Consider the following 26,438-nt stretch of genomic DNA (forward strand, 5'->3'; position numbering starts at 1 on the left):
GTTACAGCCCTTGGTTCAATACGCCGCAAAAGTCCAGGCAAGCTTTACCCTTGAGCTGCTCGCACTCTTTGAATTGCTTATGCGCAACAAGAATCGCGACGAGCGTATTCCCTTGATCGGCCACGCAATCATCAAAGTCAACCAGAGAGCAGCGCTCGTCTTCGAGAACCGACGGCAGGACTTGGATATTGGGTTCGACGAGCTTGACCGTAAGGCCTGCGTCCAGCAGCCGACGAATGATTGCGACGGAGGGGCTCTCACGCAAGTCGTCGATATCAGGTTTGAACGCGGCTCCGAGGCAATAAACGGTGTTGTTAGCGCGAGCCTTGGCATGCAGCGATATTTGCTCAACAACCAAGTCCGGCTTGCTGTCGTTCACGATGCGGGCTGTGCGAATCAACCGTGCCTCTTGCGGGGACTGAGCAACGATGAACCAAGGGTCAACCGCGATACAGTGGCCACCCACCCCAGGGCCTGGCTGGAGAATATTTACCCGTGGGTGGCGATTCGCTAAGCGGATAAGTTCCCACACATTGATTTCTAGCTTCTCGCAGATAATGGACAACTCGTTTGCAAACGCGATGTTTACATCACGAAAGCTGTTCTCGGTCAGCTTGCACATCTCCGCAGTACGGGCATTCGTGATAATGCATTCTCCCTCCACGAAGGTCTTGTAGAGGGCGGCGGCAGCTGAGGAGCATTTGGCGGTCATACCGCCAATGATTCGATCATTTTCGACCAGCTCTCGCAGTACGTGGCCAGGCAATACACGCTCAGGGCAGTGAGCAACGCGGACATCAGAACTCTCGCCCGCAGTTTGTGGAAAGCTCAAGTCCGGCCGAGCTTCGGCCAGCCAAGCGGCCATTTGCTCTGTCGCACCTACGGGCGAAGTGGACTCCAGAATAACCAGATCCCCTTTCTTCAGTACTGGCGCGATGGCCTTGCTGGCAGATTCGATGTACGAGAGATCCGGCTCATGATCGCCCTTGAACGGAGTAGGAACGGCAATCAGAAAGGCGTCGGCAGGCTCAGGTTTCGTAGTAGCACGAAGATAACCCTCAGTAACTGCGGCGTGCACGACCATATCGAGATCCGGCTCGACGATGTGGATCTCGCCACGGTTGATGGTCGTGACCGCATGTTCGTTTACATCAACACCGATGACTTTTTTCTTGCGGGCAGCAAATACCGCAGCGGTGGGAAGGCCAATGTAGCCGAGGCCAACTACGGAAATAGTTTCAAAGTTCATTTCAGTTCTTCTTAAGCTGAGAAAGTGTTTCGAGAATGCGGGCGCACGCGAGGCCATCCCCGTAGGGGTTATGAGCGAAGCTCATTTCACGGTAAGCCTCGTCGTCGGTCAGAAGCTTTCTGAGATTGCTCGTCAACGCTTCTACCTGGGTGCCGACGAGCTTCACGGTGCCTGCTTCTACTGCTTCTGGGCGCTCGGTGGTGTCACGCATCACGAGCACAGGTTTACCCAGCGAGGGGGCTTCTTCTTGTATGCCACCTGAGTCGGTAAGAATCAGGTAAGAGCGATTCATCAAATAAACGAATGGCAGGTAGTCCAACGGCTCGATCAGATGAACGTTGTTGATGCCGGCAAGAAGGCGATTGACCGGCTCGCGGACGTTCGGGTTCAAGTGAACGGGATATACGATCTCGACCTCAGGAAACGCCTTCGCGGTATCGGCCAGCGCCTGACAAATACGTTCGAAGCCGCCACCGAAGCTTTCCCGGCGGTGACCGGTTACCAATACTAGCCGGCTATCCCCACGCAGGAAGGCGAACTGCTCTTGAAAGCGCTGCTGCAACCCGGTGTCTTGGTCTAGTTTGGCAACCACCTGCAACAATGCGTCAATCACTGTATTGCCGGTGACCTCAATGCCCCTGGTGATGCCTTCGCGCACCAAGTTCTGGCGGGACGTTTCGGTCGGCGCAAAATGGATGGCGGCAAGAGCTCCGGTCAGCTTGCGGTTACCCTCCTCGGGCCACGGCGAATAAATATTGCCTGTGCGCAGCCCGGCCTCGACATGGGCAACGGGAATCTGATGGTAATAGGCTGCGACGGTCGTAGCGAAGGTCGTAGCAGTGTCGCCGTGAACCAGTACGACATCGGGCTTGAACTCTGTGAACACCTGCTTCATGCCTAGCAGGATGGCACTGGTGACGTCCGTCAGGTCTTGGCCGGGCTTCATGATGTTCAGATCGAAGTCAGGTGTCAGTTCGAACAGCTCAAGCACCTGATCGAGCATCTGCCGATGCTGGCCGGTCACACAGACTTTGGCATCGAAACGAGCATCTGCGTTTAACGACAAGGCCAAGGGCGCCATTTTGATTGCTTCGGGGCGTGTGCCGAACACACAGAGGGTTTTGACTGTCATACCGTATCCATAGCTTGAGTCGGCACGTATGCCTTACTGCGGGATTGTGAGCTGCAACGCTTGCTGCTTACCTTGATAGAGCGCATCAAGCCTTTCGGCCAATGTCTGTTTTGCCTTTTGCTCGCCGTGAACGATGCGAATATGGGATGGCATTCGCCGCATCCCGGTTACAAATTTGATTAGCCCATCCTGATCGGCATGTGCGGAATAGCCGCCAATGCTCGAAATGCCAGCGCTGATGTCCAACCGCTCACCTTCGAAATCGACATAACCACCCGCCGGGCCATGTGACTGAATTGCCCGACCGGGCGTTCCCGCCGCCTGATAGCCCACAAACAACACGTTATGCCTTGAATCGCCCAGCATGGCCTTCAAGTAGTTGACGATACGTCCACTCGAACACATGCCATTACCAGCAATGACAATTGCCGGACGAGCGGTACGCGCGAGGTGTTGGACCATGCGTATATGTTCGCCGTGGCTATCAACAGTGATCAGCTGCTCAAATCCCAACGGACGGCGGCCGGATTGTACACGCTTGAGCGCTTCCTGATTCCAGAAGGGCTGCAGTTCTCGATAGGCTGCAGTGAAGCGGCTGGCCAGGGGCGAGTCGAGGATGATGGGGAGCTCCGGCCAGTTGGTTGAGTTCTCCGAATCACTAGGGCTATTCGCGAGCAAGCTCGCTCCTACAACAGGAAGCCGTTTGGCCTTGTTGTGAATGATCGTTTCCAGCTCGTAGAGCAATTCTTGGGTGCGGCCTATGCTGAAGGCTGGGATTAGCACGGTACCCTGGTCTTTCAAGGCTCTTTCAATTACGGCTTCGAGGCGCTGACGGCGTGTGCGGCGATCTTCGTGATTGCGGTCACCATAGGTACTTTCGATGACCAGAATGTCGGCGCAATGAGGAGGCTTCGGTGCCGGCAACAGCGGAGCGTGTGGCGCGCCGAGGTCGCCCGAGAACACGACGCGTTTTTTCTCGCCCGTCCGCGGATACTGCAGATCGAACTCAACGTAGGCTGAACCGAGGATATGTCCGGCCCGCTGGAGACGAACGCGACAGATTAGTTCGGCAGATTCCTGCAGCGTGAACCATATTTTGTAAGGGAGCGCGATGATGCGCTGCTCGATCAGTTTTATATAGCGCTCAACCTGCCTCTGGTCACGACTAACACCCAGCTTGAATGCATCTTCCAGCACGATTGGCAGCAGCTTGGCTGAGGGTTCGCTGCACAGAATGGGGCCTTTGAATCCCGCAGCGAGCAGATAGGGAATTCTTCCGACATGGTCGATGTGAACATGCGTTGCGATTAAAGCCCGCACGGTGTCGAGTGGGAACTCGATATCCAGACGACCCTGCCCCGCTCTTCCGCCGCTGGAGGCATCTGCACCTTGGAATAAACCACAGTCAACCAGATAACTGTTGGCCCCGTCAGCGTGTAGTTCGTGACATGAGCCGGTCACACCGCTCACCGCGCCGTGATGGGTAATCTGAGGAAAGAGGGGCATTGGTGGTTAGTTCCTTTAACCTGGCTATGTGAGCGACATCTCAAAAGCGCGGCATTCTGCCATGCGATTGTCCACACACCAAGCGCGGAAAAAATAAATTTTCCTCGCAATGGAACTTTTCTAAATCAAAGCGCTTGAGTTGATTTGTGGCCGGACGCTGCATGCATGCAACTTGTTCTTACTCGTCCTCATTCACCCTATCCCGCAATTCCTTCCCCGGCTTGAAATGCGGAACGAACTTGCCATCGAGCGGGACGGATTGGCCGGTCTTCGGATTGCGGCCGACGCGCGGGGCGCGGTAATGGAGGGAAAAACTGCCAAAACCGCGAATCTCAATGCGGTCTCCGGTTGCCAATGCCTGGGCCATTTGCTCGAGCATGGTCTTGATGGCCAGCTCGACATCCTTGGACGAAAGAAGGCCTTGCTGGGTGACGATACGCTCGATCAACTCCGACTTGGTCATGGTTTTCCCTTCGTTTTCAAGCGGCTAGATCATTTGGGTTGCGATCGTTTGTAGCATGTTGTTCAGAGTTTGAACAGCCTGGACGTTTGGGTCAGGTTTTGGAAGGGCCGGGGCTTGAGGTGGAGATTTGCGGGATTGCTGGGCAGACCTGCGGTCTGCGTTCGCCGCGCGGTCGCGGCTCCCACAGAAGCGAGGTGGGATCGGAGGCTTTGCGAAGGGTGGGCTGGGATTGTTGGGCAGGCCTTGGGCGGCATTCGCCGCGGGGTCGCGGCTCCCACGGGGTGCAGGTTGGCTCTGTGGGAGCCCCGACCTCGGGGCGAAGCGTTTCACGATCGACCGATGTCCGATGGTGGGGAACGGATCGCCAACGTCAGCACATATAGACGTTATGCTGCAGGAAACGAGCAAAGGATGGAAAAAGCATGGACGCTTATTCGGCATCGAACCGCCTTCGCAAAGGCCGCTGGTCTGTCCAGGGTCAGATCTATCTGGTTACGACTGTCGCTCAGCATCGAAAGCCTGTTTTTCGCGATATGGCCGCGGCACGAGCGCTGATTCGCACCATGCAATCCGATGAAGCAAGGGGTACGAGTAAGACATGGGCCTTTGTCGTGATGCCTGATCATCTTCATTGGCTGGTCCAGCTAGGGCAAGGCACGTTGCCTCAGCTGGTTGGGCGAGTCAAATCGATCTCAGCCAGGTATATCGGGCAGTCAGTCTGGCAGGCCGGGTTTCATGACCGAGCGCTGCGTAGAGAGGAGGATCTGAGGTCGGTAGCGCGATACATCGTCGCGAACCCGCTGAGAGCCGGGCTGGTAGATCAGATTGGTGACTATCCGCACTGGGATGCGGCTTGGTTGTAGGTTGAGGTTGTTCGCGGACCTTTGGCCTGCATTCGCCGCGGGGTCGCAGCTCCCACAGAAGCGCGGCGGCGTCGGGGCTTTGCGAAGGGTGGACTGGGATTGTTGGGCAGGCCTTTGGCCGCATTCGCCGCGAGGGCGCGGTTCCCACAGAAGCGTGGTGGGATCGGGCTTGCGAAGGGTGGGATTGTTGGGCAGACCTGCGGTCTGCATTCGCCGCGGGTCGCGGCTCCCACAGAAGCGCGGTGGGGTCGGGGCTTTGCGAAGGGTGGGTTGGGATTGATGGGCAGACCTGCGGTCTGCATTCGCCGCGGGTCGCGGCTCCCACAGAGCGGCTGAGGTGGATCTTGTGGGAGCCCCGACCTCGGGGCGAAGCTTTAGAAGCTGGGCAGGCCTGCGGCCTGCATTCGCCGCGGGGCGCGCCTCCCACGAAAAAGCGGAGCGGCGCGGGTTGAGACGTTGAAAATAAAAAGGGTGGGCTATCAAGCCCACCCTTTTGGTCACCTAGAGACGATCAATCTTCGCGATAGCGACGCAGCTTGAGTTGCTTGCCGCCGACGCGGGTGTCCTTGAGTTTGCCGAGCAGGCGCTCAAGACCCTCTTCCGGCAGCTCGACCAGGCTGAAGCTGTCGCGCACCTGGATGCGGCCGATGGCTTCGCGGGCCAGGCCGCCTTCGTTGAGGATAGCGCCCAGCAGGTTGCGCGCGGCGATACCATCACGTGCACCCAGCGGGGTGCGGCAACGAGCACGGCCTTCGGCCAGCGGGATCGGTGCGCGACGCTCGCGATCACCGCTGCGCTCGGGACGATCGGAGCGCTCGCGAGGCGCACCCGTTGGAACCAGCGGCTGCTCCTTCTCAACTTCCGCCAGGGTCAGTGCCTGACCGTTGGTTGCTTTACGCAGCAGTGCAGCGGCTAGGGCACGTGGGCTGCAGCCGATGTCGGCAACCAGCTTGTCGAGCAATTCGCCATGGCTGGCTTCGGCATCCGCGACCAGCGGCGACAGGCTGTTGGTGAGCTTCTTGATGCGTGCGTCCAGCACTTGCTGGGCGTTCGGCAGACGCGCTTCGGCAACCTTTTGGTTGGTAACGCGCTCGATGACCTGCAGCATGCGGCGCTCACGCGGGGTGACCAGCAGCAATGCACGGCCTTCACGACCGGCCCGACCGGTACGGCCGATACGGTGTACGTAGGATTCCGGATCGTAGGGCATGTCCACATTGAAGACGTGGGTGATACGCGCCACGTCGAGGCCGCGGGCGGCCACGTCGGTGGCAACCACGATATCCAGGCGACCATCCTTGAGCGATTCGATGACGCGCTCACGCTGGTTCTGAGCGATGTCACCGTTCAGCGCAGCAGCCTTGTAGCCCTTGGCTTCAAGGGCAGCGGCGAGGTCGAGGGTAGCCTGCTTGGTGCGTACGAAGGCGATCAGTGCGTCGAAGTCTTCGACTTCCAACAAGCGCAGTACAGCCGGGATTTTCTGGTCGGCATGGACCATCAGATGCGCCTGCTCGATACGGGCGACGGTCTGGGTCTTGGTGGCGACCTTGATGTGTTGCGGCTCGCGCAGGTGCTTCTCGGCAATTGCGCGGATGGAATGCGGCAGGGTCGCGGAGAACAGTACGCTCTGGCGGCTTTCCGGCATGGCTTCGAAGATGACTTCGAGGTCGTCCATGAAGCCCAGCTTGAGCATCTCGTCGGCTTCGTCAAGAACCAGGTACTGGACCGTTCCTAGCAACGCGCTGTTGCGGCTCAGGTGATCAACCAGGCGGCCAGGCGTGGCGACGATGACCTGCGCGCCCTGGCGAATGGCCTTGAGCTGGGGGCCCATCGGAGCGCCGCCGTAGACCGCGACGACGGTCAGGCCGGGCATCTGCTTGGAATAGGTTTCGAAGGCAGTCGCGACCTGCAGTGCGAGTTCGCGAGTCGGCGCGAGAATCAGCGCCTGCACTTCTTTACGAGCGGGATCGATTTTCGACAGGATCGGCAGCGCGAAGGCTGCGGTCTTGCCGGTACCGGTCTGGGCCTGGCCGATCATGTCGTGGCCGCCGAGAATTACCGGGATAGCCTGGCTCTGAATCGCCGAAGGCTCTTCGTAGCCCACTGCGGTGACGGCAGCGAGTACGGAGGGATGAATACCGAGTGCGGCAAAGCCGCCGATTTCCTGGGTCATGGGTCTTTTCCTGATGCTCCGCAAAGACCCATGTTCCGAAGCTGCGCATGCCATGCAAAACCCGAAGGTCACCCTGGCAGCCTGGTCGGCGGGGTTTGCGAAAACGTAATGAATGATGAATCGTCAAGGATAGCCGCGAGAAGCGGATAGCAGCCGAAGCAGCGCTTCGTGTGTTGCAGTAACCTGAACGCAGGCTGTGTTTCAGCCGGCGCGTACTATACCGGAATTCTGTGAAGCTGTGCGTGTAATTTGTCTTGTGAGTTAGGTTTGTTAGGTCAGCGGAGAGCGACCTTGTGGGGGCGCGCTCTTCTGCTTGGTTTGGCTTGCTTTTCGTGGGAGACCCGACCGGGAGCGAAGCTTTTGACTGCTGGGCTGGCAGGCAGCCCCCTTCGCCGCGGGGCGCGCCTCCCACAGATTCGGAGTGCATCGCTGCTTCGGAGTAAATCGCTGCTCTGGGATATATCGCTGCTTCGGGATGCACCGCTGCCCTTCGTAAGAGGCCCGACCGGGGCGAAGCTTTTGGCTGCTGGGCTGCCAGGCAGTCCCCTTCGCCGCGGGTCGCGCCTCCCACAGATTCGGAGTGCATCGCTGCTCTTGGGATGCATCGCTGCCCTTCGTGGGAGGCCCGACCCGGGGCGAAGCTTTTGGCTGCTGGACCGCCTGAGGATGATCTGGCGCTCAGCTCGCCGAGCGTAGCGCGTCGATCAACGAGTCCAGCGTATAACCCAGGCGCGGCGCAAGGGCCGCGGCGCGTTCGCGCAAGGCGGCGACACCGAGGGTTTGCTCGAGGTCGGCGGGCACGAACAAGACGACATTGCCCTCTTTCACCGGGCATTCCCAGTAGTGCCGATGGAACAGACCGCGCAGCAGTGCAGCGCCCAGAGGTTTGTCCTCGTCGGTGCCCCACTGATTGATCACCAGCCAGCCGTCCGGATTCAGCTTCTGCTGACAGCGCTCGAGAAAGCGCCACGCCAGATGCGCGGCCGCCGGGCCCACGTCCGTATAGAGATCGACGAAGATTAGGTCAGCGGTTTCGGCCGAATCGAGCAGTTCCACCGCATCGCCAATGCGGATGTAGAGTCGCGAATCGTTCTGCAAGCCCAGGTAACGCATCGCCAGCTCGGGGACGTCCGGACGCAGTTCGATGGCCTCGACGTCTTCCAACGGCAGGAACTCCAGACATGCCTGGGTCAGGGTGCCAGCGCCCAGACCGAGAAACAGCGCGGTTTCGGGTGCCGCATGCAGCAGGCCACCCATCAGCATCGCCCGCGTGTAGTCGTACTCAAGCCAGCTGGGGTCCCGCGTGAAGACACAGCTTTGCTCAACCGCCGCGCCGAATTCGAGAAAACGGTACTCCCCTACCTCCAGCACACGGATCAGGCCGAAAGCATCCTTCACTTCGGCCAGCAACACTTCCTGCTTGTCCATTGCGCTCACTCCAAACCGGTCGGCGCATCTTACCCAGCCCGATTGGCAAGGGCTATCAGCGCCGGTGCGGCACATTGGGGTAAAATCGGCGCACTTTATCGCCGACGGACATCACCTACATGAGCCAAGCCTGGAGCCCCACCAGCTGGAGAGGCAAGCCCATCCAGCAGCAACCCGAGTACCCGGACGCCGAGCATCTGAAGCGCGTCGAAGGGACACTGGCGAGCCTGCCACCGCTGGTGTTCGCTGGCGAGGCACGAGAGCTGCGCCGGCAATTCGCCGAGGTCACTCAGGGTCGCGCCTTTCTGCTTCAGGGTGGTGATTGCGCGGAAAGCTTTGTCGAGTTTTCCGCGCCGAAGATCCGCGACACCTTCAAAGTGCTGCTGCAGATGGCAGTGGTGATGACCTTCGCCGCAGGCTGCCCCGTGATCAAGGTCGGACGCATGGCGGGCCAATTCGCCAAGCCGCGCTCTTCGGGCAGCGAGACCATCGATGGCGTCACCCTGCCCGCCTATCGCGGCGATATTGTCAACGGCATTGGTTTCGATGAGAAAAGCCGCGTGCCGGATCCGGAGCGCTTGCTGCAGGCCTACCATCAGTCGACGTCCAGCCTGAACCTGCTTCGCGCCTTCGCTCAGGGCGGTTTCGCCGACCTGCATCAGGTGCACCAATGGAATCTCGACTTCATCGCCAACTCGCAAATGGCGGAGAAGTATCACCAACTCGGCGCACGCATCGATCAGGCACTGAGGTTCATGCGCGCTTGCGGCATGGACAATGCGCCGCAGCTGCGCGAGACGAACTTCTTTACCGCTCACGAAGCCCTGCTGCTGAACTACGAACAGGCGTTCGTGCGCCAGGACAGCCTCAGCGGAGGCTGGTACGACTGCTCGGCACATATGCTCTGGATCGGCGATCGCACGCGGCAGTTGGACGGCGCACACGTAGAATTCCTGCGCGGCGTAGGCAACCCGATCGGTGTGAAGGTCGGGCCGAGCATGGACAGCGAGGAGCTGATCCGCCTGATCGACATCCTCAACCCCGAGAACGACCCGGGCCGCCTGAACCTGATCGTGCGCATGGGCGCTGACAAGGTTCAGGATGGGCTGCCGCGCCTGATCCGGACCGTGCAGGCCGAAGGTCGCCATGTGCTGTGGAGTTCGGACCCGATGCACGGCAACACCATGAAGGCTTCCAGCGGTTACAAGACCCGTGACTTTGCACGAGTACTCGCCGAGGTGCGGCAGTTCTTCGACGTACACCGCACCGAAGGCAGCTATCCGGGCGGCATCCATATCGAAATGACCGGGCAGAATGTCACCGAGTGCATCGGCGGTTCGCGCCCGATCACCGAAGACGGCCTCTCCGACCGCTACCACACCCACTGCGATCCGCGGCTCAACGCCGATCAGTCGCTGGAAATGGCATTCATGATTGCCGAGACACTGAAGCAGGTGCGGCCGAGCTGATGGCTTTCTACGCAGCGCTTAGGCCCAGGTTCGGTTGGTGAACCGGCGGCAAAAACCTTTGGTTGCACGACAGCGGGCCTCCCACAAAAGCAAAGCAAAGCAAAGGACAAACCAAGCGGCTAAGCCGCGCGCCGCGCCGCTTTTGGTAGGAGGCGCGACCCGCGGCGAAGGCGTCACTGCGGCGCTAAGAGGCAAAAGCTTCGCCCGTGGGCGGCCTCCCACGAAAGCAAAGTAAAGCAAAGGCAAACCAAGCGCCTAAGCCTTGCACCGCGCCGCTTTCCATAGCAGGCGCGACCCGCGGCGATTACCAAACTGCTGAAAAACGAAAACCCCGCCAAAGCGGGGTTTCGTTTTCGAGTCGCCCGGAACAGCGCCGGGCTTGTCCACAAGGGCTGAATCAGGCCTTGATACGGGACTTGTACTCGCCGGTACGGGTGTCGATCTCGATCGAGTCACCGATTTCGCAGAAGGCCGAAACCTGCAGCTCGGCACCGTTCTTCAGGCGGGCGGTCTTCATGACCTTGCCGGAAGTGTCGCCACGTACGGACGGCTCGGTGTAGACAATTTCACGAACGATAGTGGTCGGCAGTTCAACCGAGATCACCTTGTCGTTGTAGAACACGGCTTCGCAGACGTCGGTCATGCCGTCTTCGATGAAGGTCATGACGCCTTCCAGGTCGTCCTTCTCGATTTCGTACTGGTTGAACTCTTCGTCCATGAATACGTACAGCGGATCGGCGAAGTAGGAGTAGGTCACTTCCTTGCGCTCGAGAATTACCGGCTCCAGCTTGTCGTCGGCCTTGTAGACGGTCTCGGTCGCCGAACCATTGAGCAGGTTCTTCAGCTTCATCTTGACCACGGCACTGTTACGGCCGGATTTGTTGAACTCGGCTTTCTGGATGACCCAGGGTGCGCCGTTGATAACGGCCACTTGGCCGGCACGGAACTCTTGTGCGGTTTTCATACGAATATCCGGTGGATTAGAGACAAAAAACAGGCCGCGTATCATAGCCAATCTGTGTAAAAAAAGACCAGCTTTCCGGCCAGGTCACCGTTAGCGACCTGTTTGTGCGTCCAGCGCTCAGCATGGGCGCGCAGTTCGGTCTCGTATTCGAGCATCGCTGACCACGCTATGCCGCTCCCCTGCCCTGAGTTCCAGGCGTTCCAGAACGCTCGCAGCGCAGCAGTCGGGCCCGGCGCCAGGTCGCGCAAGTAGAGTTCGAGGAAGGCATTGAGCTTGTCCCAGTGCGCATCTTCCTCCTGCGGATAAATATGCCAGACCAGCGAGCGGCCCGCCCACTGCGCACGAATGAACGATTCCTCGCCGCGCACCGCATTGAAATCACAGCACCACAGGAGCATGTCGTACTGGTTCTGGGTCATGAAAGGCAATACCGTTATCTGTAGCGCCCCCCGGACGTGGCAATCGCCAGTTTGCAGCGACTCCAGTCCTAGCCAGCGCGCCACATCCCCCAAAACTCGCCCCTCCGGCACCAGCAGATGTGAAGAGCGCGTGTCGGCAGCCAACGCGTCGAGCCATCCGGCAACGGCCTGGTTTTCATAGGCGAACAGCGAGAGTAGCCGCGTGCCGGGTTGCACGGTCAGATCGAAGCTTTGCAGGAAAGCCTCGCGCAGCGCCGGATCGCTCTGGAATGCCTCCCGTCGCGCCAGCAGATCACCTTCGCGAATCAGTCCGCCAGTGCCCTGCTCGAATCCCGGAAAGAAAAAGTACTTCTGCAATCCATCGGGCTGCATCGACGGCAATGCATGGCAGCCCACCACCCAGTCTTCGGCGCTGAGGTATTCCAGATTGAGCCAGAGGATACGGCGTCCGCTGCCGGCCATCGCCTCGATATACGCTGTGGGCAGTTGGCAGGCGAAGGCTTCGATCACCACATCCGCTGGCTCGGCACCCGGCCAATCCGGCGCCCAATGGCGCACCTCGACGCCTTCATGCCACTGCTGATCAGCCGTGGCGCTGGCACCCGGGCAAAGCCGGGAGAACGTGTTCAGGTCGTCAACCCACAGCCGCACCCTCTGGCCATGCTCGGCCACCAGCTGCCGCGCCAGGCGCCAGGTCACGCCGATATCGCCGTAGTTGTCGACAACAACGCAGAAGATGTCCCAGCTCGCTTTGACCGACAAAACCATGCCCCTTCACTCAGTGCCAGACCGCTCTCGCCGAACAGTCTTGAGGAGCCAAGGATACAGCCTGGCAGCACGCGCAATCATTACGGCTGCAAACGGCAGGAACAGGAAAACGCCGGAGCCAATGGCACCAGGGCGAAGGGAAAAGAGGGGGAAATAAATGTTATGGAGGTGAACCCTACCAGCCACACCCCGGCACACAATGTCACCGCTGCGGCTGCTCCCTTCCGGGCCTGACCGGGTTCACGGCTGATCGTTGCGAGGGGACCGGCAGGGCCCACCATAACAAAACCCGCCTGGCGGCGAGCGGCGCCATTGTACCGGCTTATTCCCAACTTACAACCAATCCCTGCGCACGCTAACGCATTGACTCGCCAGGCATAACGAATACGCCGGATCTGCGCGCCGCACTCTTCCGAAGGAGGTCACGCGCAGGCGGTGCATCGATGAGACCGAGTACATGCATACAGGCAAATCACCGACTGCTGGTTGTAACAGCCAATCCATCCGAGGCGATCGCAGGCGATATAGGAAATGTCGGCTCGACCAACCTTGTGCCGCTTAATGATCTTTCACCGGCACTCGCCAGATCGATGTATCCCTCCCACTGCCGCCCGTCAGACCGCGCAGAAATATGGGCCTCATGCACCCCCTATCGACCCGAACCCCTATGCAAAAGCTACGGTCTGTTTGAGGATAGGGAATGCACCCGCAATGCCGTTTCACTCGTGAGGCGGCATCAGGACCGAACGAACCAGCGCAGTTGTCGCGCAGCGGAGACTGGCGGCGCTATCGAAAGAGGTAAGCATGAGCAAAGCTCCCATTGCCATCGTCGGCACCGGCATTGCAGGGCTCTCTGCCGCGCAGGCACTGCATGCGGCCGGGCAGCCTGTCCAGCTATTCGACAAGAGCCGCGGCCTGGGTGGTCGCATGACCAGCAAGCGCACCGATGCCGGCCACATCGATCTCGGCACCCAGTATTTCACTGCCCGGGATCGCCGCTTCACTGAGACCGTGCACCAATGGCAAGCCGAGGGCTGGGTCGCCGAATGGTCACCCAACCTCTACCAGTCCCGTGACGGACAGCTGTCGCCTTCAGCAGACGAGCAACTGCGCTGGGTAGGCGTGCCACGCATGAGCGCGATCGCCGCCGGGCTGCTCGGCGAGCTACCGACCAAGCTGTCCTGCCGCATAACGGAAGCCTTTCGGGGCGAGGAATACTGGACGCTGGTTGATGCCGAGGGCAACAATCACGGTCCGTTCAGCCAACTGATCATCGCCATACCTGCGCCCCAAGCCAGTACGTTGCTGGCCTCCGCACCAAAACTGGCTGCCGTCGCCGCCAGCGTAGCCATGGAACCGACTTGGTCCGCCGCCCTGGGCTTCGCCAAGCCGCTCGAAACCAGTCTTGAAGCCTGTTTCGTTCAGGACGATGCCCTTGATTGGCTCGCCCGGCATCACAGCCGCCCCGGACGCGATGATCATCTCGACATCTGGGTACTGCATGCGAGTAGCGCCTGGAGCCGCCAACATGTGGATATGTCCAGGGAATCGGTGATCGAGCAGCTGCACGGCGCATTTGCCGAGCTGATCGACTGCGTAGTACCGGCTCCGGAATTCACTCTCGCCCACCGCTGGCTCTATGCACGCCCGAGCCAATCTCATGAATGGGGCGCATTGGCTGATGCCCACCTCGGTCTTTATGCCTGTGGCGACTGGTGTTTATCAGGCCGCGTCGAAGGAGCCTGGCTCAGCGGCCAGGAAGCCGCACGACGGCTGCTCGAGCAGCTCTAGCAAGGCAACTCGATCCAGGCCGCCGAGCGAAGAGCGGCGGCCTCCCCCTCAGCCCGACCTAGCCCAGCGCAGTGTCGAGGAACATCATCACCGCGAAACCGCCCATCAGACCGACCGTTGCCGGGGTTTGATGGCCGTTGCGATGGGTTTCGGGAATGACTTCATGCGAGACCACGAAGATCATTGCACCCGCGGCCAGCCCGAGGCTGACCGGGTAAGCGACAGCCAAACCACTGGATATGCCCAAACCCACCAATGCGCCAAGCGGCTCCATCAGGCCCGATGCAGCAGCAACCATTATTGACCGCCACGCCGAAAGACCAGTGGTTCGCAACGCTAATGCAACGGCCAGCCCTTCGGGGATGTCCTGTATGGCGATGGCCATGGTGAGCGGCAGACCAACATTCATGTCGCCATCGGCGAAGCTCACGCCGATCGCCATACCTTCCGGAATGTTGTGCAGAATGATGGCGAAGACAAACAGCCACACCCGGCTCATACGCTGGTGATCGGGGCCAAAGGCCCCTGCACTTTCATGCTCGTGCGGCGTGAAATAATCCAACCCGAGCATTAACAACACACCAAAGCCGAGCCCTACCACCACGGTAAAGGCGGCCGCAGGCCCACTGCCAAACAGGTCGCGGGCCGCAGCGAGACCTGGAAGAATCAACGAGAACGAGCTGGCCGCGAGCATCATGCCGGCAGCGAAGCCGAGCATACTGTCCTGGGTGCGCGTGGAGATATTGCCGAGAGCGATCGCCATCAATGCACCGAGCGCCGTGGCCGCGAAGCCGGCCGTACCGCCTAGCAGCGCGTAGCGGATATGACTCTCGTCACCGTTGCGGAACGCGCTGTAGCCACTGGCACCTAACAACAGCATTACGACCAGAACCGCGCCGAACAACCCCAACGCGATGGCCGGTTTTGCCTGCGCATGAGCTATCCATGCCGAGCGAAGCGTCGCTGCGGCGCTTTGAGTGCTTGCCATGATGAAGGCCCCGAATGAAAGTCCTGTCGTTCGCCCTGACTGACGAAGGGGCGCCGGGCGGTCAGCCAGAGAACTGCCTTGGGGCACCACTACGCGCAAGGCGCGACGAGCGTCTAACAATCAGACAGTGATGAGCTCGCTGAGTTTTTGATGCGGGTATTCAGAGACGTGCCCGACGGGCTGGTAGAGGGAACCCGGCGCAAGCCAGATGCAATGAGCGCAGGGCGAAACATAAATTTCAGGCACAAAAAAAGCGACTCAAGGTCGCTTTCTTTGAGCTGATGATTCGGCCTAGGCCTCACATCAGCGAATTTGGAGCGGGAAACGAGACTCGAACTCGCGACCCCGACCTTGGCAAGGTCGTGCTCTACCAACTGAGCTATTCCCGCGCTATCTACAACAAAAATGGCGTCCCCTAGGGGACTCGAACCCCTGTTACCGCCGTGAAAGGGCGGTGTCCTAGGCCACTAGACGAAGGGGACGCAGCCCGGAAACTACAGCTTTCATTCCGGCTTCCAGCGTTTGCGATGTGCTTCACGCTGCAAGTGGCGCGCATTCTATGGAGCCCGTGGAGAGCCGTCAAGCATGGCGTGAAAAAAAATTCATGACTGCTTTCCGAAGCGGAGTTGAGCTATCAGCTTGCCATACAACGCTCTACACTCGGCAAAAACCGCCCGGTTAGAGAGGTGCGTCTCGTGTCCCCCGTTCTGATTGCAGGATTGGTCGTTGGTGGCCTGTTGGTGTTGATAGCGATTGGTGTGATCAACCAGATCGTTGAAAAGAACAATCTGGAAAAGGCTCGCGTGCGCGCCGAACTCAGCGATCGAATGCGCCGCTGCGCCAATCTCTCCGAAAGCTTTCCAGGACAGATGATGACGCCCTCGCTCAAATTGTTGCTGGCGCGCCTGGAACTGCACCTGGGCGAGCGACTACTTCCGCTGGATAAGAAGAGCACTGCTTTAAGGGCACGTGTCGATGCCCTGCGCAGCAACGTCGCCAAGGGCGACGATATTCCGGTGCAAAACCCGCCACTGAAAGTGACCACCGAGGCCCAGGCCAAGGAGATCCGCTTGTTGCTCGAAGATCTGCACGCCCAGATTATCTGGGCCAACAAGCAGAACCAACTGGATACGACGGCTGCCAAACGCTGGATTCAACAGATCCAACGGATGATGGTGATGCTGCATGTCGAGTACTTCACCAATGCCGGCCAGCACGCTCTACAACAAGGCAACGCGCACAAGGCTCGTCTCGCCTTTGAACGTGGCATTCAGCACATCCGCAAGCAAGCCAATCTGGCCGACTATCAGTCCGATCTGGAACAACTCGAAGCCAGCTACGCACATGCCAACAAACTCGAGCAGACCCAACAGCGGCCGAAGCTTGACGAACCCAGCGCCCTGACCGAAGGTTTGAAGCATCTCGAAAACGAAGAAGACTGGAAAAAGAACAATATTTACTAGGCGTAGACCGCTACGAGTGAAGACAGAGGCCTAAGCGGCAAGACGCACCTGCGGCCTCGGTGCGTAACATACTCAGTATCGACTCGCTCGGCCCCGGCTGCGCCCCTATCTGTACTGCTGTGGAGAATCTCGATGTCCCTGACCGTGTTCGGTGCCCCGCTGTCGCCATTCGTTCGCAAAGTACGCCTTTGCTTGCTGGAAAAAGGCTTGGACTACCAGCTCGAAGTCGTCATGCCTTTCACCCCACCCGAGTGGTACCTGCAACTCAATCCGCTTGGTCGTATCCCAGCTATGAAGGACGGCGAGCTTTGTCTCGCCGACTCTAGCGTCATCTGTCAGTACCTCGAAGAAGCGTATGAACAGACCGTACCACTTTATGGAAACAGCCCGGCAGAACGCGCAGAGATACGCTGGCTCGAGAAATACGCCGACTATGAGCTTGCCCCTTTGACCACCTTCGGGGTTTTCCGCAATCGCATCCTGAAGCCTAGCGCGGGTCATTCATGCAACGAAGACAGTGTGCAGACGGCACTGAACGAAAAGTTGCCGCCGCACTTTGACTACCTGGAGCGTCAGCTGGGCCAAAAGCCCTATTTTGTTGGCGATCAGCTCTCGATGGCCGACCTCGCCCTCACCTGTCAGCTGATCAACATGGAGCATGGCGGCGAACTGATCGACGCCAATCGATGGCCAGCGCTGGCGGCGCATTTCGAGCGGGTGAAGGCGCTTGCCTCCGTGCAAGGCGTGCTACCCGGCGAACAGCGGATGACCGCAAAGCTTGTCGAAATGAGCAAGAGGGCGGCCCAGCCCAGCTGACGCCGATGCGGTCTGCCCTACCGAAAAAGCAAAAGCTTCGCCGCGCCGCCCCCACACCGACCAAACACACACCGGCCGCTGCATGCCAGAGTCAGCGAGTCCTACCACCGGCTCAAAGCAGGCGAATCCCCACCCACTGCCGGGCAAACTGGTAGGCGCAGCGGCCGTTGCGGTTACCCCTGGCCGTGGCCCAGCGAATCGCATCCTTTTCCAGTGCTTCATCCCAGCTCCAGCTGAGTCCGGCCTGCTCAGCCAGCGAGCCGATCCAGTGCTGCACCACACTCAAGTAGTGCTCCTGGCTAAAGGGGTAGAACGACAACCAAAGACCGAAGCGATCGGAGAGCGCAATCTTGTCCTCAACCGCCTCGTTGGGATGCAGCTCGCCATCAATCATCTGCCAGTGCTCGTTGTCACTCTGACGCTCAGGGACCAGATGGCGGCGATTCGAGGTTGCATACAACAGAACGTTTTCCGGTGCGCGCTCCAGCGAGCCATCCAGCACGCTTTTGAGCACCCGGTAGTCGCCCTCGCCCGCCTCGAACGAAAGGTCATCGCAGAACACCACGAAATGCTGTGGCAAAGCAGCAAGCTGATCGACGACCTTCGGTAGATCGGCGAGATGGTCGCGCTCGATCTCGATCAGGCGCAGGCCTGCAGACGCATGATCGGCCAGCAGCGCGCGGATCAGCGAGGACTTGCCTGTGCCGCGCGCGCCCCAGAGCAGGACATGGTTCGCTGGCAGGCCCGAAACGAATTGCCGGGTATTGTTCGACAGCAACTCCCGCTGGCGATCGATACCGATCAGATCAGCCAGACGCACGTCGAGCGACACATTTAACGACTGCAGGTAGCCCCCCTGCCCCTCGCGATGCCAACGCGCGGCCAGCGAGCTGCTCCAGTCAATCGAAGCGCGGGGGGCCGGCAGAAGCGGTTCCAGGCGCGTCATCAACGCATCGACGCGCTGCAGAAAAGTTTTGAGCTCGGCATCCATTTCAACGACTCCAGAACACAGGCTACCCATGGCCAAGCATGGGTAGCGGAGGCTCACTTAAGGTGGGTTTCGATGTGCGCTGCCAGCGCCTCCGGAGCTGTTCGCGACGAGAAGCGCTCGATCGATCGCCCTTCATCAGCGATCAGAAACTTGGTGAAGTTCCACTTGATAGCCCGACTGCCAAGCAGGCCCGGCGCACGTTTCTTCAACTGCACGAACAGCGGGTGGGCCTCGCCGCCATTGACCTGAACTTTAGCGAACAGCGGAAAGCTGACACCGAAGTTGCGCTCGCAGAAAGTCGCGATCTGCGTTTCGTTGCCTGGCTCCTGATGGCCGAACTGGTCGCAGGGGAATCCGAGCACCACCAAACCCCGCTCGCGATAGCGCTTCCACAGCGCCTCCAGCCCCTTGTATTGGGGCGTGAAGCCACACTCACTGGCCGTGTTCACCACCAGCAGCACTTTGGCATCGAAATCAGCCAGCGTCTTCTGCTGCCCATCAATGGTAATGCAGGGGAGATCGAATAGCGGATCGCGCATGGCGGTATTCCGTTGATGCGTTACGAAGCGCCTTCACGCGTCGCGCGGCTTGTGGTTGAGAGACGCGGAGTTGATGCAATAGCGCAGACCGGTCGGCGCTGGGCCATCGGGGAACACATGGCCGAGGTGCGCATCGCAGCGCGCGCACTTGACCTCGATTCGATGCATGCCGTGACTGAAGTCATCAACGTTGGCAATGGCTGTATCGCTGACGGGTTGGAAGTAGCTCGGCCAGCCACAGCCGGAATCGAACTTGGCATCCGAGTCGAATAACGGTGCGTCGCAACAGGCGCAGTGATAGACGCCAGGTGTCTTGGTTTCGTTGTACTTGCCCGTAAATGGGCGCTCGGTCGCGCCCAGCCGGCACACCTGAAACTGCTCGTCGGAGAGTTCTTCGCGCCAGGTTTCGAGCGGTTTTTCAAGCTTGTCCATCGGTACACCTCGTGAACTTAAAAAAGGCGGATCTGTACCTTTTCCGGTGATCGGGCCGCACGTATGATGCGTTGCTCTTAGACGCCTAGTCTGGCAGCGGGGTTTCCGGCTGCCAAGGCGCCCGGGTTCATGCCAAACGACGCCAGCCATCAAGAGTCGGGCGCGTCTTCACTTCGGGACACTCAGGATCATGCAGGTCAGCAAATCGAACAAGCTCGCCAATGTCTGCTACGACATCCGCGGGCCAGTGCTCAAGCACGCCAAACGCCTGGAAGAGGAAGGCCATCGCATCCTCAAGCTGAACATCGGCAATCCGGCGCCGTTCGGTTTCGAGGCTCCCGAGGAAATCCTTCAGGACGTGATCCGCAACTTGCCCACCGCGCAAGGCTACAGCGATTCCAAGGGCCTGTTCAGTGCACGCAAGGCCATCATGCAGTACTACCAGCAGAAGCAGGTAGAAGGCGTGACGATCGAAGACATCTACCTTGGCAACGGCGTGTCCGAGCTGATCGTGATGTCCATGCAAGCGCTACTGAACAATGGCGACGAAGTGCTGATTCCAGCACCGGATTACCCGCTGTGGACCGCTGCCGTGAGCCTGGCCGGCGGCAAGCCGGTTCATTACCTCTGCGACGAACAAGCCAACTGGTGGCCGGATCTGGCCGATATCAAGGCCAAGATCACGCCGAACACCAAGGCATTGGTCCTGATCAACCCGAACAATCCGACCGGTGCGGTCTACCCGCGCGAGGTCCTGAAAGGCATGGTCGAGCTGGCTCGCCAGCATAATCTGGTGCTGTTCTCAGACGAAATCTACGACAAGATTCTCTATGACGATGCGGTGCACGTCTGTACCGCATCGCTGGCGCCGGATGTGCTCTGCCTGACGTTCAATGGCCTGTCCAAGTCCTACCGGGTGGCCGGCTTCCGCTCCGGGTGGGTCGTGATCACCGGACCCAAGCACAAGGCGCAGAGCTACATCGAAGGAATCGACATACTGGCCAACATGCGCCTGTGTGCCAATGTGCCGTCCCAGCACGCGATCCAGACCGCCCTGGGCGGCTATCAGAGCATCAATGATCTGGTGCTGCCGCCTGGACGGCTGCTTGAGCAACGCAACCGCACCTGGGAGCTGCTCAACGACATCCCGGGCGTCAGCTGTGTCAAGCCGATGGGGGCGCTCTACGCCTTTCCTCGAATCGATCCAAAGATCTGCCCGATCCACAACGATGAAAAGTTCGTACTGGACCTGTTGCTGTCCGAAAGGCTACTGATCGTTCAGGGCACCGCATTCAACTGGCCGTGGCCGGATCACTTCCGCGTAGTCACCCTGCCACGGGTGGACGACCTGGAACAAGCGATCGGCCGCATCGGCAATTTTCTGAAGACGTACAGCCAGTAGCATTCGATGGACCTGCAGATTAACGACTTTTACCGGGACGCCACGGCTGGCCTGTTGATGCTCTATCAGGCCTTCCCACGGAAGATAACGCTGTATGTCGAAGACCTGATCGGCCATGAAGAGCTCGACGAGTTCGGCCTGCCCAGCAAGCGTCACCAAAGCTGCCTGGGCGCGCTGCTGTGGCTGGCGGAAGAAGGATATTTGCGCTTCAAAACCACCATTCAGTTTCTCGCCATCGACCAGGCCGTGCTGACCGAAAAGGCCCTTCTGCGCTTGACCAGCGCGGTACCCGAAGCCGCGAACGACAGCGAAACATTACCTCCCAGCGTACGTCGGGTGCACTCGAGCCTGGCTCACCAACTCCGCCAGGCACAACGCGACGGCCACGGCGAGCGACTGGCACAACTGACCCGCCAACTGTTCACTTGCTCGTTGGCCAGCCACCCCTGAGCGCGCCTGCAAGACAGGCGACATAGCTTGAAATAGTCGCCAGGTTGAATAGCGCCGACCAGCACCTTATATAGCCTATCGTTCTTATTGTTCTCCCTGGAGTCTGCCGCAACATGATGCGCATTTTCTTGTTCCTGGCCACCAACCTAGCTGTATTGGTAGTCGCCAGCATCACCCTGAAGCTACTCGGAGTGGATCGCTACACGGGTCAGAACTACGGCAGCCTGCTGGCTTTCTGCGCCGTCTTTGGCTTCGCCGGCGCATTGATTTCGCTGTTCATCTCCAAGTGGATGGCGAAGATGAGCACCCGTACCGAGATCATCGGCCAACCTCGCACACGCCATGAGCAGTGGCTGCTGCAGACCGTCGAACAGCTTTCCCGCGACGCCGGCATCAAAATGCCCGAAGTCGGGATTTTTCCAGCCTATGAGGCCAACGCCTTCGCGACCGGCTGGAACAAGAACGACGCGCTGGTCGCGGTCAGCCAAGGTCTGCTCGAGCGTTTTTCGCCGGATGAGGTCAAGGCGGTACTGGCGCACGAGATCGGCCACGTATCCAACGGCGATATGGTGACCCTTGCGCTGATTCAAGGTGTGGTGAACACCTTCGTGATGTTCTTCGCGCGAATCTTCGGCAGCTTCGTCGATCGCGCGATCCTGAAGAACGAAGACGGCCATGGCATCGGTTATTTCGTCGCGACCATCTTCGCCGAGCTGGTACTGGGTATCCTCGCCAGCATCGTCGTCATGTGGTTCTCGCGCAAACGTGAGTTCCGCGCCGACGAAGCAGGCGCACAGCTGGCGGGTACCAGCGCCATGATCGGCGCTCTCCAGCGGCTGCGTGCGGAACAGGGCGTGCCGGTAGACATGCCGGACAGCCTCAAGGCTTTCAGCATCAACGGCGCCCTGCGTAACGGCCTGGCCGGACTGCTGATGACACACCCTTCGCTGGAAGACCGTATCGAAGCCCTGCGTCAGCGCGGCTGAACGAGCGGATCGGGACAAGGGCGGCAATGACCGCCCTTTTTTTCGCCCATGCTTTGCACGTAGTGGCTGTATGCCTGTCGAAGCAAGCGCACCCACCGAACAAGGAACTCACCATGCGCCGCCTCCTCCTACTCGGCTTCGCCCTGCTCACCCTGGTCGGCTGCCAGAGCGCCTATTACTCGGCGTTGGAAAAGGTTGGGCTGCATAAACGCGACATTCTGGTCGACCGTGTCGAAGATGCTCGCGATTCGCAGCAGCAGGCCAAGGAGCAATTCAAGGACGCACTCGAACGTTATCGCAGCGTCGTACAGGTCCAGGGTGGCGAGCTCGAGGAGCGCTACGATGCGTTGAACAGCGAATTCGAAGCCAGCAAGAACAGCGCCCGCGATGTACGAAACAGGATCGAGGCGGTGGAGGACGTTGCCGATGCCCTATTCAAAGAATGGAAGCAGGAGCTCGGTGAGTACAGCAACGCGAGCCTGAAAGCGGCCAGCGCCAAGGACCTGGAGCGCACTCAGAGGGACTATCGCGAGCTGCTGCAACGCATGAAGGCAGCGGAGAAACGCATTGATCCGGTGCTCGATGTGCTACGTGACCAAGTGCTGTATCTCAAGCACAACCTCAACGCCCGTGCCATTGGTGCGCTTCAGGGCGAATACCGGACGCTCGAAGGAAATGTCGATCAACTGTTGGCCGACATGCAGCGGGCAATCGACGAAGCCGAATCGTTTATTCGCCAGCTTCAGAGCACCAAGTGACACACCCCGAACCCATCGCCAGACCCGGCAAGCTGATGGCGGCCGTCATCGGGTTGCCGGGCCTGGGGCAGTCGGTAATCGTGCCCGATGAACCTTACGAATCCGACCCGAGCCGATAGCAGCTTTCTTCCAGGCGCGTCAGGCCGCGTTCGAGAAACTTCCAATTGTCCTCGCTCAGCACATCCACCCGTTCCAGCAATTCGATCTTCCAACGCAAGCCCAGGGACCGTCTGACTTCAGCCTCGCTCACGGCGAATGGCGGACCGGACATCTGTGCCTGCTCATAATCAAGGGTGACCAGCAGCCCTTGGCAGTCCGGCGCAAGGATGTTCGCCAGGTGCTCGACGTAGCGTTGGCGCATTTCAGGCGGCAGTGCAATCAACGCAGCGCGGTCGTACAGCGCCTGACAATCGGCGACATCACCGGGAGTCAGAGCGAAGAAATCGCCACAGCGGATCTCCAGCGCACCGGCACGATAGACCTTGAATCCACCCTGAACACTGACGTCTGCAATCAGCCCCTGCTCATCGAAGAAATCCTCGACGGCCCGCTCGCTGAGCTCGACGCCCAACACTGCGAAACCCTGCTGGGCCAGCCAGGCCAGGTCGAGGCTTTTTCCGCACAGCGGTACCAGAACACGGGCACCCTCGGCCAGACGCAGGTCCGGCCAATGACGACGCAGATAAGGATTGACCTCGTTTAGATGAAAACCGATTTCATTGCGCGCCCAGCGCCGTTGCCAGAACCCTTCGTCCACATCCAGACCCTCATGAGCGATAACGGCCGGAGCTTATCAGAGCCCCGCTTCGAGCAGTTCAGCTATAACGCCGCTTCCGGGTCCATGCCAGCGTCACGCATCTGAGCCAGCTTGTAACGCAGAGTACGCGCACTGATGCCCAGACGGTCGGCAGTCTCCTTGCGGCGTCCACGCTCGGCACGCAAGGTCTCGAGGATCAGCTCGAATTCGCGGCGACGCAGGTCTTCACCCAGCGCGCCAACCGTTTCGGCAGGAGCAGGTGGAGCCATAGTCGGTGCCTGCGCATATGGCGCGGCCTCAGCGCCTGCTGGACTTCGTGCCAACGAGGCGAAACCAGCCGCCGCCGTCAGACAAAGATCATCCGGTCGGATCTGACCGCCCTGTTGCAGGATCAGTGCGCGCTGAATGGCATTGTCGAGCTCACGAACATTGCCGGGCCAGGAATGGCCAAGCAAACAGTGGCGTGCCTCGGTGCTGAGCCTCACGCCTGGCTGACGCATCTTCACCGCATGATTGGCCAGTAGCCGCTCAGCAAGCGGCACGATGTCGGCAGGCCGATCACGCAACGCCGGCCAGGCGAGCGGAAACACCGAGAGTCGATAGAACAGATCCTCACGGAAACGTCCGCTGCGAACCTCGTCAGCCAGGTCGCGATTGGTGGTGGCGACGATTCGGATATCCAGCGGTATCGGCTTGCGGCCGCCGACACGCTCGACCTCCCGCTCCTGCAACACACGAAGCAACTTGGCCTGCAACGCCAGCGGCATCTCGGAGATTTCATCGAGCAACAGCGTGCCGCCTTCGGCCAGTTCGAACTTGCCCGGCTGCGTCGCGATGGCACCGGTGAAGGCGCCTTTTTCGTGACCGAACAGCGTTGCTTCGAGCATGTTGTCCGGTATCGCCGCACAATTGATCGCTATGAATGGTCCTTTGGCGCGCGAGGATTGCTGGTGAATATAGCGGGCGAGCACCTCTTTGCCGGTGCCTGACTCGCCGGAGACCAGCACCGTCGAGTCGCTCCGCGCCACTCTCGCCGCCAATGCCAGCAGTTGCCGGCTTGCCGGCTCGACTGCGACCGGCCCTTCCTCGTCTGCACCAATCTGCCCGCTGGCATGTCGCGCAACCAATCCGAGCAAAACCTTTGGCTCGAACGGCTTGACCAGATAATCCACCGCTCCCTGACGCATGGCCTCGACCGCTCGTTCGACGGCACCGTATGCCGTCATCAGCAGGACCGGCAGTTGCGGATAGCGCTGGCGGATCAGCCCCTGCAGCGCATGGCCATCCATTCCGGGCATATTCACGTCACTGACGACCAGGCCGAAACCGTCCTGTTCCAAAGCCAGCAAGGCGGTCTCGGCGCAATCCACAGCGAGATAGGAATAGCCACCGAGCTCCAGCGTATCGCCCAGAGCCTCGCGCAGCGCGCGGTCGTCCTCCACCAACAGAATTTTTGCGGTCATGGGCCTCATTCCGAACGTACCGGCGTGCACACCGGAAGCAATGGCAGCAGCAAGGTAGCGCAGGTTCCTCGGGCCGGCCGGGAGCGCAACTCAAGCACACCCGAATGCGCTCGAGCCACCGATTTGACAACAGCCAGCCCCAGCCCGGTCCCCGTCGCGCGGGTGGTGAAGAATGGCTCGCCAAGCCGAGCCAGCGTTGCAGCATCGATCCCGACACCGTTGTCGCTGATGCTGATACGCAACATCGGGCCACGGGCGTAGAGATGGATTTTCAGCCTCGGGTCAGTGCCTGCCGCTTGAAGCGCATTCTCGATCAGGTTGAGCAGCGCACCCACCAAGGTGTCACGGTTGCATAGCAGAGCGCCTCCCTGTACATCGCACTGCCAGCGGACGCTGACGCCCTCCACCTTCGTCTCGGCCGAGGCGCGCAGTGCCGCCAGCAGCTCGGCGGGACTCAGTCGATCCTTCAGTGGGAGATCACCCCGAGCGAACACCAGCATGTCACGAACCTGATGCTCCAGCTCGTTTAGACGATCCTTGAGGCGCCCAGCGAAGCGCTGCTGATGCTCAGCGGACAACCCACCCTGCTCCAGATGGCTGGCATAGAGCAGCGCAGTGGAAAGCGGCGTGCGGATCTGATGTGCCAACGACGCCACCATCCGCCCCAGCGCCGACAAGCGTTCGTTACGCGCGAGCTGGTCCTGCAGCCTTCTCGTCTCGGTCAGGTCGGTCAGCAGAACCAGTTGTCCGGGCTCGCCGTTCAGCGAGCGCGTTGCGATGGAAACGCGACGTCCATCCTTCAGCGAGATTTCGTGGCCGTCGTCTTTGCGCGGGGCAAAGCTACAAGCGATCACCTCTCGCCAGAGCAGCCCTACAAGCGGCTCGCCCAGGAGATCGAGAGCAACCGGATTGGCTTCGCGGATAACGCCCTGCCCGTCTATGACGATGACGCCCCCGGGCAGCAAATCAAGCAGACTCTGCAACCGGTTGGCCAGGCGCTCCTTCTCACCAAGCTCTTGCAAGCGTTGTGCGCTGGTTTCAGCCAACTGCCCCTTCAACTCGGCCACTCGCGCCTGCAGCAGCTGTTGGGATTCACCCAGCCGGCCAGACATCCGGGTAAAAAGTGCGAGCGATTGCTCAAGCTCGCCGCTGGCGGTGGTCTTGGCGG

23 protein-coding genes, 2 tRNA genes, 1 other RNA gene and 1 pseudogene are annotated in these 26,438 nt (G+C 59.9%); 9 read left to right on the forward strand and 18 right to left on the reverse strand.

Annotation, left to right across the window (positions count from 1 at the left end; all coding sequences use genetic code 11):
* Position 1 precedes the first annotated feature (1 nt).
* The 4 genes from wecC to ihfB form a co-directional block, all read right to left on the reverse strand.
* Positions 2–1,249 carry a UDP-N-acetyl-D-mannosamine dehydrogenase gene (gene wecC, locus DQ405_RS14730; protein WP_168424912.1) on the reverse strand — a complete coding sequence of 416 codons (1,248 nt, stop codon included), beginning with the start codon at positions 1,247–1,249 and terminating at the stop codon, positions 2–4.
* Position 1,250: 1 nt separating this feature from the next.
* Positions 1,251–2,381 (reverse strand): non-hydrolyzing UDP-N-acetylglucosamine 2-epimerase, encoded by a 1,131-nt coding sequence (gene wecB / locus DQ405_RS14735; protein WP_168424913.1) that lies wholly within the window; start codon positions 2,379–2,381, stop codon positions 1,251–1,253.
* Between the two features lie 33 nt (positions 2,382–2,414).
* On the reverse strand, positions 2,415–3,887 hold the full coding sequence (locus tag DQ405_RS14740; protein WP_168424914.1) for an MBL fold metallo-hydrolase RNA specificity domain-containing protein: 1,473 nt from the start codon (positions 3,885–3,887) through the stop codon (positions 2,415–2,417).
* 178 nt (positions 3,888–4,065) lie between these two features.
* On the reverse strand, positions 4,066–4,350 hold the full coding sequence (gene ihfB / locus DQ405_RS14745; RefSeq protein WP_019340642.1) for an integration host factor subunit beta: 285 nt from the start codon (positions 4,348–4,350) through the stop codon (positions 4,066–4,068).
* A gap of 422 nt (positions 4,351–4,772) precedes the next feature.
* Between ihfB and DQ405_RS14750 the strand changes: the two genes are divergently transcribed.
* Positions 4,773–5,213 (forward strand): REP-associated tyrosine transposase, encoded by a 441-nt coding sequence (locus tag DQ405_RS14750; RefSeq protein WP_168424915.1) that lies wholly within the window; start codon positions 4,773–4,775, stop codon positions 5,211–5,213.
* 511 nt (positions 5,214–5,724) lie between these two features.
* On the opposite strand, the pseudogene DQ405_RS14755 reads toward DQ405_RS14750, so the two are convergent.
* A pseudogene (locus DQ405_RS14755) lies at positions 5,725–7,418 on the reverse strand (DEAD/DEAH box helicase).
* A 646-nt stretch (positions 7,419–8,064) separates the two neighbouring features.
* Positions 8,065–8,814 (reverse strand): spermidine synthase, encoded by a 750-nt coding sequence (locus tag DQ405_RS14760; RefSeq protein ID WP_168424917.1) that lies wholly within the window; start codon positions 8,812–8,814, stop codon positions 8,065–8,067.
* A gap of 119 nt (positions 8,815–8,933) precedes the next feature.
* Here DQ405_RS14760 and DQ405_RS14765 point away from each other — a divergent pair, with 119 nt between their 5' ends.
* The gene (locus tag DQ405_RS14765; RefSeq protein ID WP_168424918.1) at positions 8,934–10,283 is read left to right on the forward strand and encodes a class II 3-deoxy-7-phosphoheptulonate synthase; all 1,350 of its coding nucleotides are present in this window, start codon (positions 8,934–8,936) and stop codon (positions 10,281–10,283) included.
* A gap of 397 nt (positions 10,284–10,680) precedes the next feature.
* On the opposite strand, the gene efp is transcribed toward DQ405_RS14765, so the two are convergent.
* From efp to ffs, 3 genes are all read right to left on the reverse strand, one after another.
* Positions 10,681–11,247: an elongation factor P gene (efp, locus tag DQ405_RS14770; RefSeq protein WP_021210189.1), complete on the reverse strand. Its 567-nt coding sequence runs from the start codon at positions 11,245–11,247 to the stop codon at positions 10,681–10,683.
* A gap of 41 nt (positions 11,248–11,288) precedes the next feature.
* Positions 11,289–12,428 carry an elongation factor P maturation arginine rhamnosyltransferase EarP gene (gene earP, locus DQ405_RS14775; protein WP_174824680.1) on the reverse strand — a complete coding sequence of 380 codons (1,140 nt, stop codon included), beginning with the start codon at positions 12,426–12,428 and terminating at the stop codon, positions 11,289–11,291.
* 179 nt (positions 12,429–12,607) lie between these two features.
* Positions 12,608–12,704: signal recognition particle sRNA small type (gene ffs / locus DQ405_RS14780), an RNA gene on the reverse strand.
* 534 nt (positions 12,705–13,238) lie between these two features.
* Between ffs and DQ405_RS14785 the strand changes: the two genes are divergently transcribed.
* Entirely contained in the window at positions 13,239–14,225 is a 987-nt protein-coding gene (locus DQ405_RS14785) for an NAD(P)/FAD-dependent oxidoreductase (protein ID WP_168424920.1), read from the forward strand.
* 58 nt (positions 14,226–14,283) lie between these two features.
* Here the strand turns inward: DQ405_RS14785 and DQ405_RS14790 are convergent, their stop codons facing one another.
* The 3 genes from DQ405_RS14790 to DQ405_RS14800 all read right to left on the reverse strand — a co-directional run bounded on the left by DQ405_RS14790 (position 14,284) and on the right by DQ405_RS14800 (position 15,695).
* Positions 14,284–15,213 carry a ZIP family metal transporter gene (locus DQ405_RS14790; protein ID WP_168424921.1) on the reverse strand — a complete coding sequence of 310 codons (930 nt, stop codon included), beginning with the start codon at positions 15,211–15,213 and terminating at the stop codon, positions 14,284–14,286.
* Between the two features lie 313 nt (positions 15,214–15,526).
* A tRNA-Gly gene (locus DQ405_RS14795) sits at positions 15,527–15,602 on the reverse strand.
* 17 nt (positions 15,603–15,619) lie between these two features.
* Positions 15,620–15,695: transfer RNA gene (locus DQ405_RS14800), tRNA-Glu, on the reverse strand.
* 213 nt (positions 15,696–15,908) lie between these two features.
* On the opposite strand from DQ405_RS14800, the gene DQ405_RS14805 reads away from it, so the two are divergent.
* A complete protein-coding gene (locus DQ405_RS14805) occupies positions 15,909–16,676 on the forward strand; it encodes a hypothetical protein (protein WP_174824681.1) in 768 nt (255 codons plus the stop codon).
* A 132-nt stretch (positions 16,677–16,808) separates the two neighbouring features.
* Entirely contained in the window at positions 16,809–17,492 is a 684-nt protein-coding gene (locus DQ405_RS14810) for a glutathione S-transferase family protein (protein WP_168424922.1), read from the forward strand.
* Between the two features lie 112 nt (positions 17,493–17,604).
* Here the strand turns inward: DQ405_RS14810 and DQ405_RS14815 are convergent, their stop codons facing one another.
* The 3 genes from DQ405_RS14815 to msrB are packed head-to-tail and all read right to left on the reverse strand — an operon-like array spanning position 17,605 to position 19,454.
* Positions 17,605–18,483 (reverse strand): ATP-binding protein, encoded by an 879-nt coding sequence (locus tag DQ405_RS14815; RefSeq protein ID WP_168424923.1) that lies wholly within the window; start codon positions 18,481–18,483, stop codon positions 17,605–17,607.
* 53 nt (positions 18,484–18,536) lie between these two features.
* The gene (locus DQ405_RS14820) at positions 18,537–19,022 is read right to left on the reverse strand and encodes a glutathione peroxidase (protein ID WP_168424924.1); all 486 of its coding nucleotides are present in this window, start codon (positions 19,020–19,022) and stop codon (positions 18,537–18,539) included.
* A 33-nt stretch (positions 19,023–19,055) separates the two neighbouring features.
* The gene (gene msrB, locus DQ405_RS14825; RefSeq protein WP_168424925.1) at positions 19,056–19,454 is read right to left on the reverse strand and encodes a peptide-methionine (R)-S-oxide reductase MsrB; all 399 of its coding nucleotides are present in this window, start codon (positions 19,452–19,454) and stop codon (positions 19,056–19,058) included.
* Positions 19,455–19,644: 190 nt separating this feature from the next.
* Here msrB and DQ405_RS14830 point away from each other — a divergent pair, with 190 nt between their 5' ends.
* The 4 genes from DQ405_RS14830 to DQ405_RS14845 all read left to right on the forward strand — a co-directional run bounded on the left by DQ405_RS14830 (position 19,645) and on the right by DQ405_RS14845 (position 23,050).
* The gene (locus DQ405_RS14830; RefSeq protein WP_168424926.1) at positions 19,645–20,856 is read left to right on the forward strand and encodes a pyridoxal phosphate-dependent aminotransferase; all 1,212 of its coding nucleotides are present in this window, start codon (positions 19,645–19,647) and stop codon (positions 20,854–20,856) included.
* Positions 20,857–20,862: 6 nt separating this feature from the next.
* A complete protein-coding gene (locus tag DQ405_RS14835; RefSeq protein ID WP_168424927.1) occupies positions 20,863–21,306 on the forward strand; it encodes a hypothetical protein in 444 nt (147 codons plus the stop codon).
* A 113-nt stretch (positions 21,307–21,419) separates the two neighbouring features.
* On the forward strand, positions 21,420–22,292 hold the full coding sequence (gene htpX, locus DQ405_RS14840; protein ID WP_168424928.1) for a protease HtpX: 873 nt from the start codon (positions 21,420–21,422) through the stop codon (positions 22,290–22,292).
* Between the two features lie 113 nt (positions 22,293–22,405).
* Positions 22,406–23,050 carry a DUF2959 domain-containing protein gene (locus DQ405_RS14845; RefSeq protein ID WP_168424929.1) on the forward strand — a complete coding sequence of 215 codons (645 nt, stop codon included), beginning with the start codon at positions 22,406–22,408 and terminating at the stop codon, positions 23,048–23,050.
* 94 nt (positions 23,051–23,144) lie between these two features.
* Here the strand turns inward: DQ405_RS14845 and DQ405_RS14850 are convergent, their stop codons facing one another.
* The 3 genes from DQ405_RS14850 to DQ405_RS14860 form a co-directional block, all read right to left on the reverse strand.
* Positions 23,145–23,807 (reverse strand): thiopurine S-methyltransferase, encoded by a 663-nt coding sequence (locus DQ405_RS14850; RefSeq protein ID WP_168424930.1) that lies wholly within the window; start codon positions 23,805–23,807, stop codon positions 23,145–23,147.
* Between the two features lie 62 nt (positions 23,808–23,869).
* A complete protein-coding gene (locus DQ405_RS14855; RefSeq protein ID WP_168424931.1) occupies positions 23,870–25,270 on the reverse strand; it encodes a sigma-54-dependent transcriptional regulator in 1,401 nt (466 codons plus the stop codon).
* A 5-nt stretch (positions 25,271–25,275) separates the two neighbouring features.
* Positions 25,276–26,382, reverse strand: a complete 1,107-nt coding sequence (locus DQ405_RS14860; RefSeq protein ID WP_168424990.1) for an ATP-binding protein — start codon at positions 26,380–26,382, stop codon at positions 25,276–25,278.
* Positions 26,383–26,438 lie beyond the last annotated feature (56 nt).

This window comes from Pseudomonas sp. SST3, assembly GCF_003325755.1.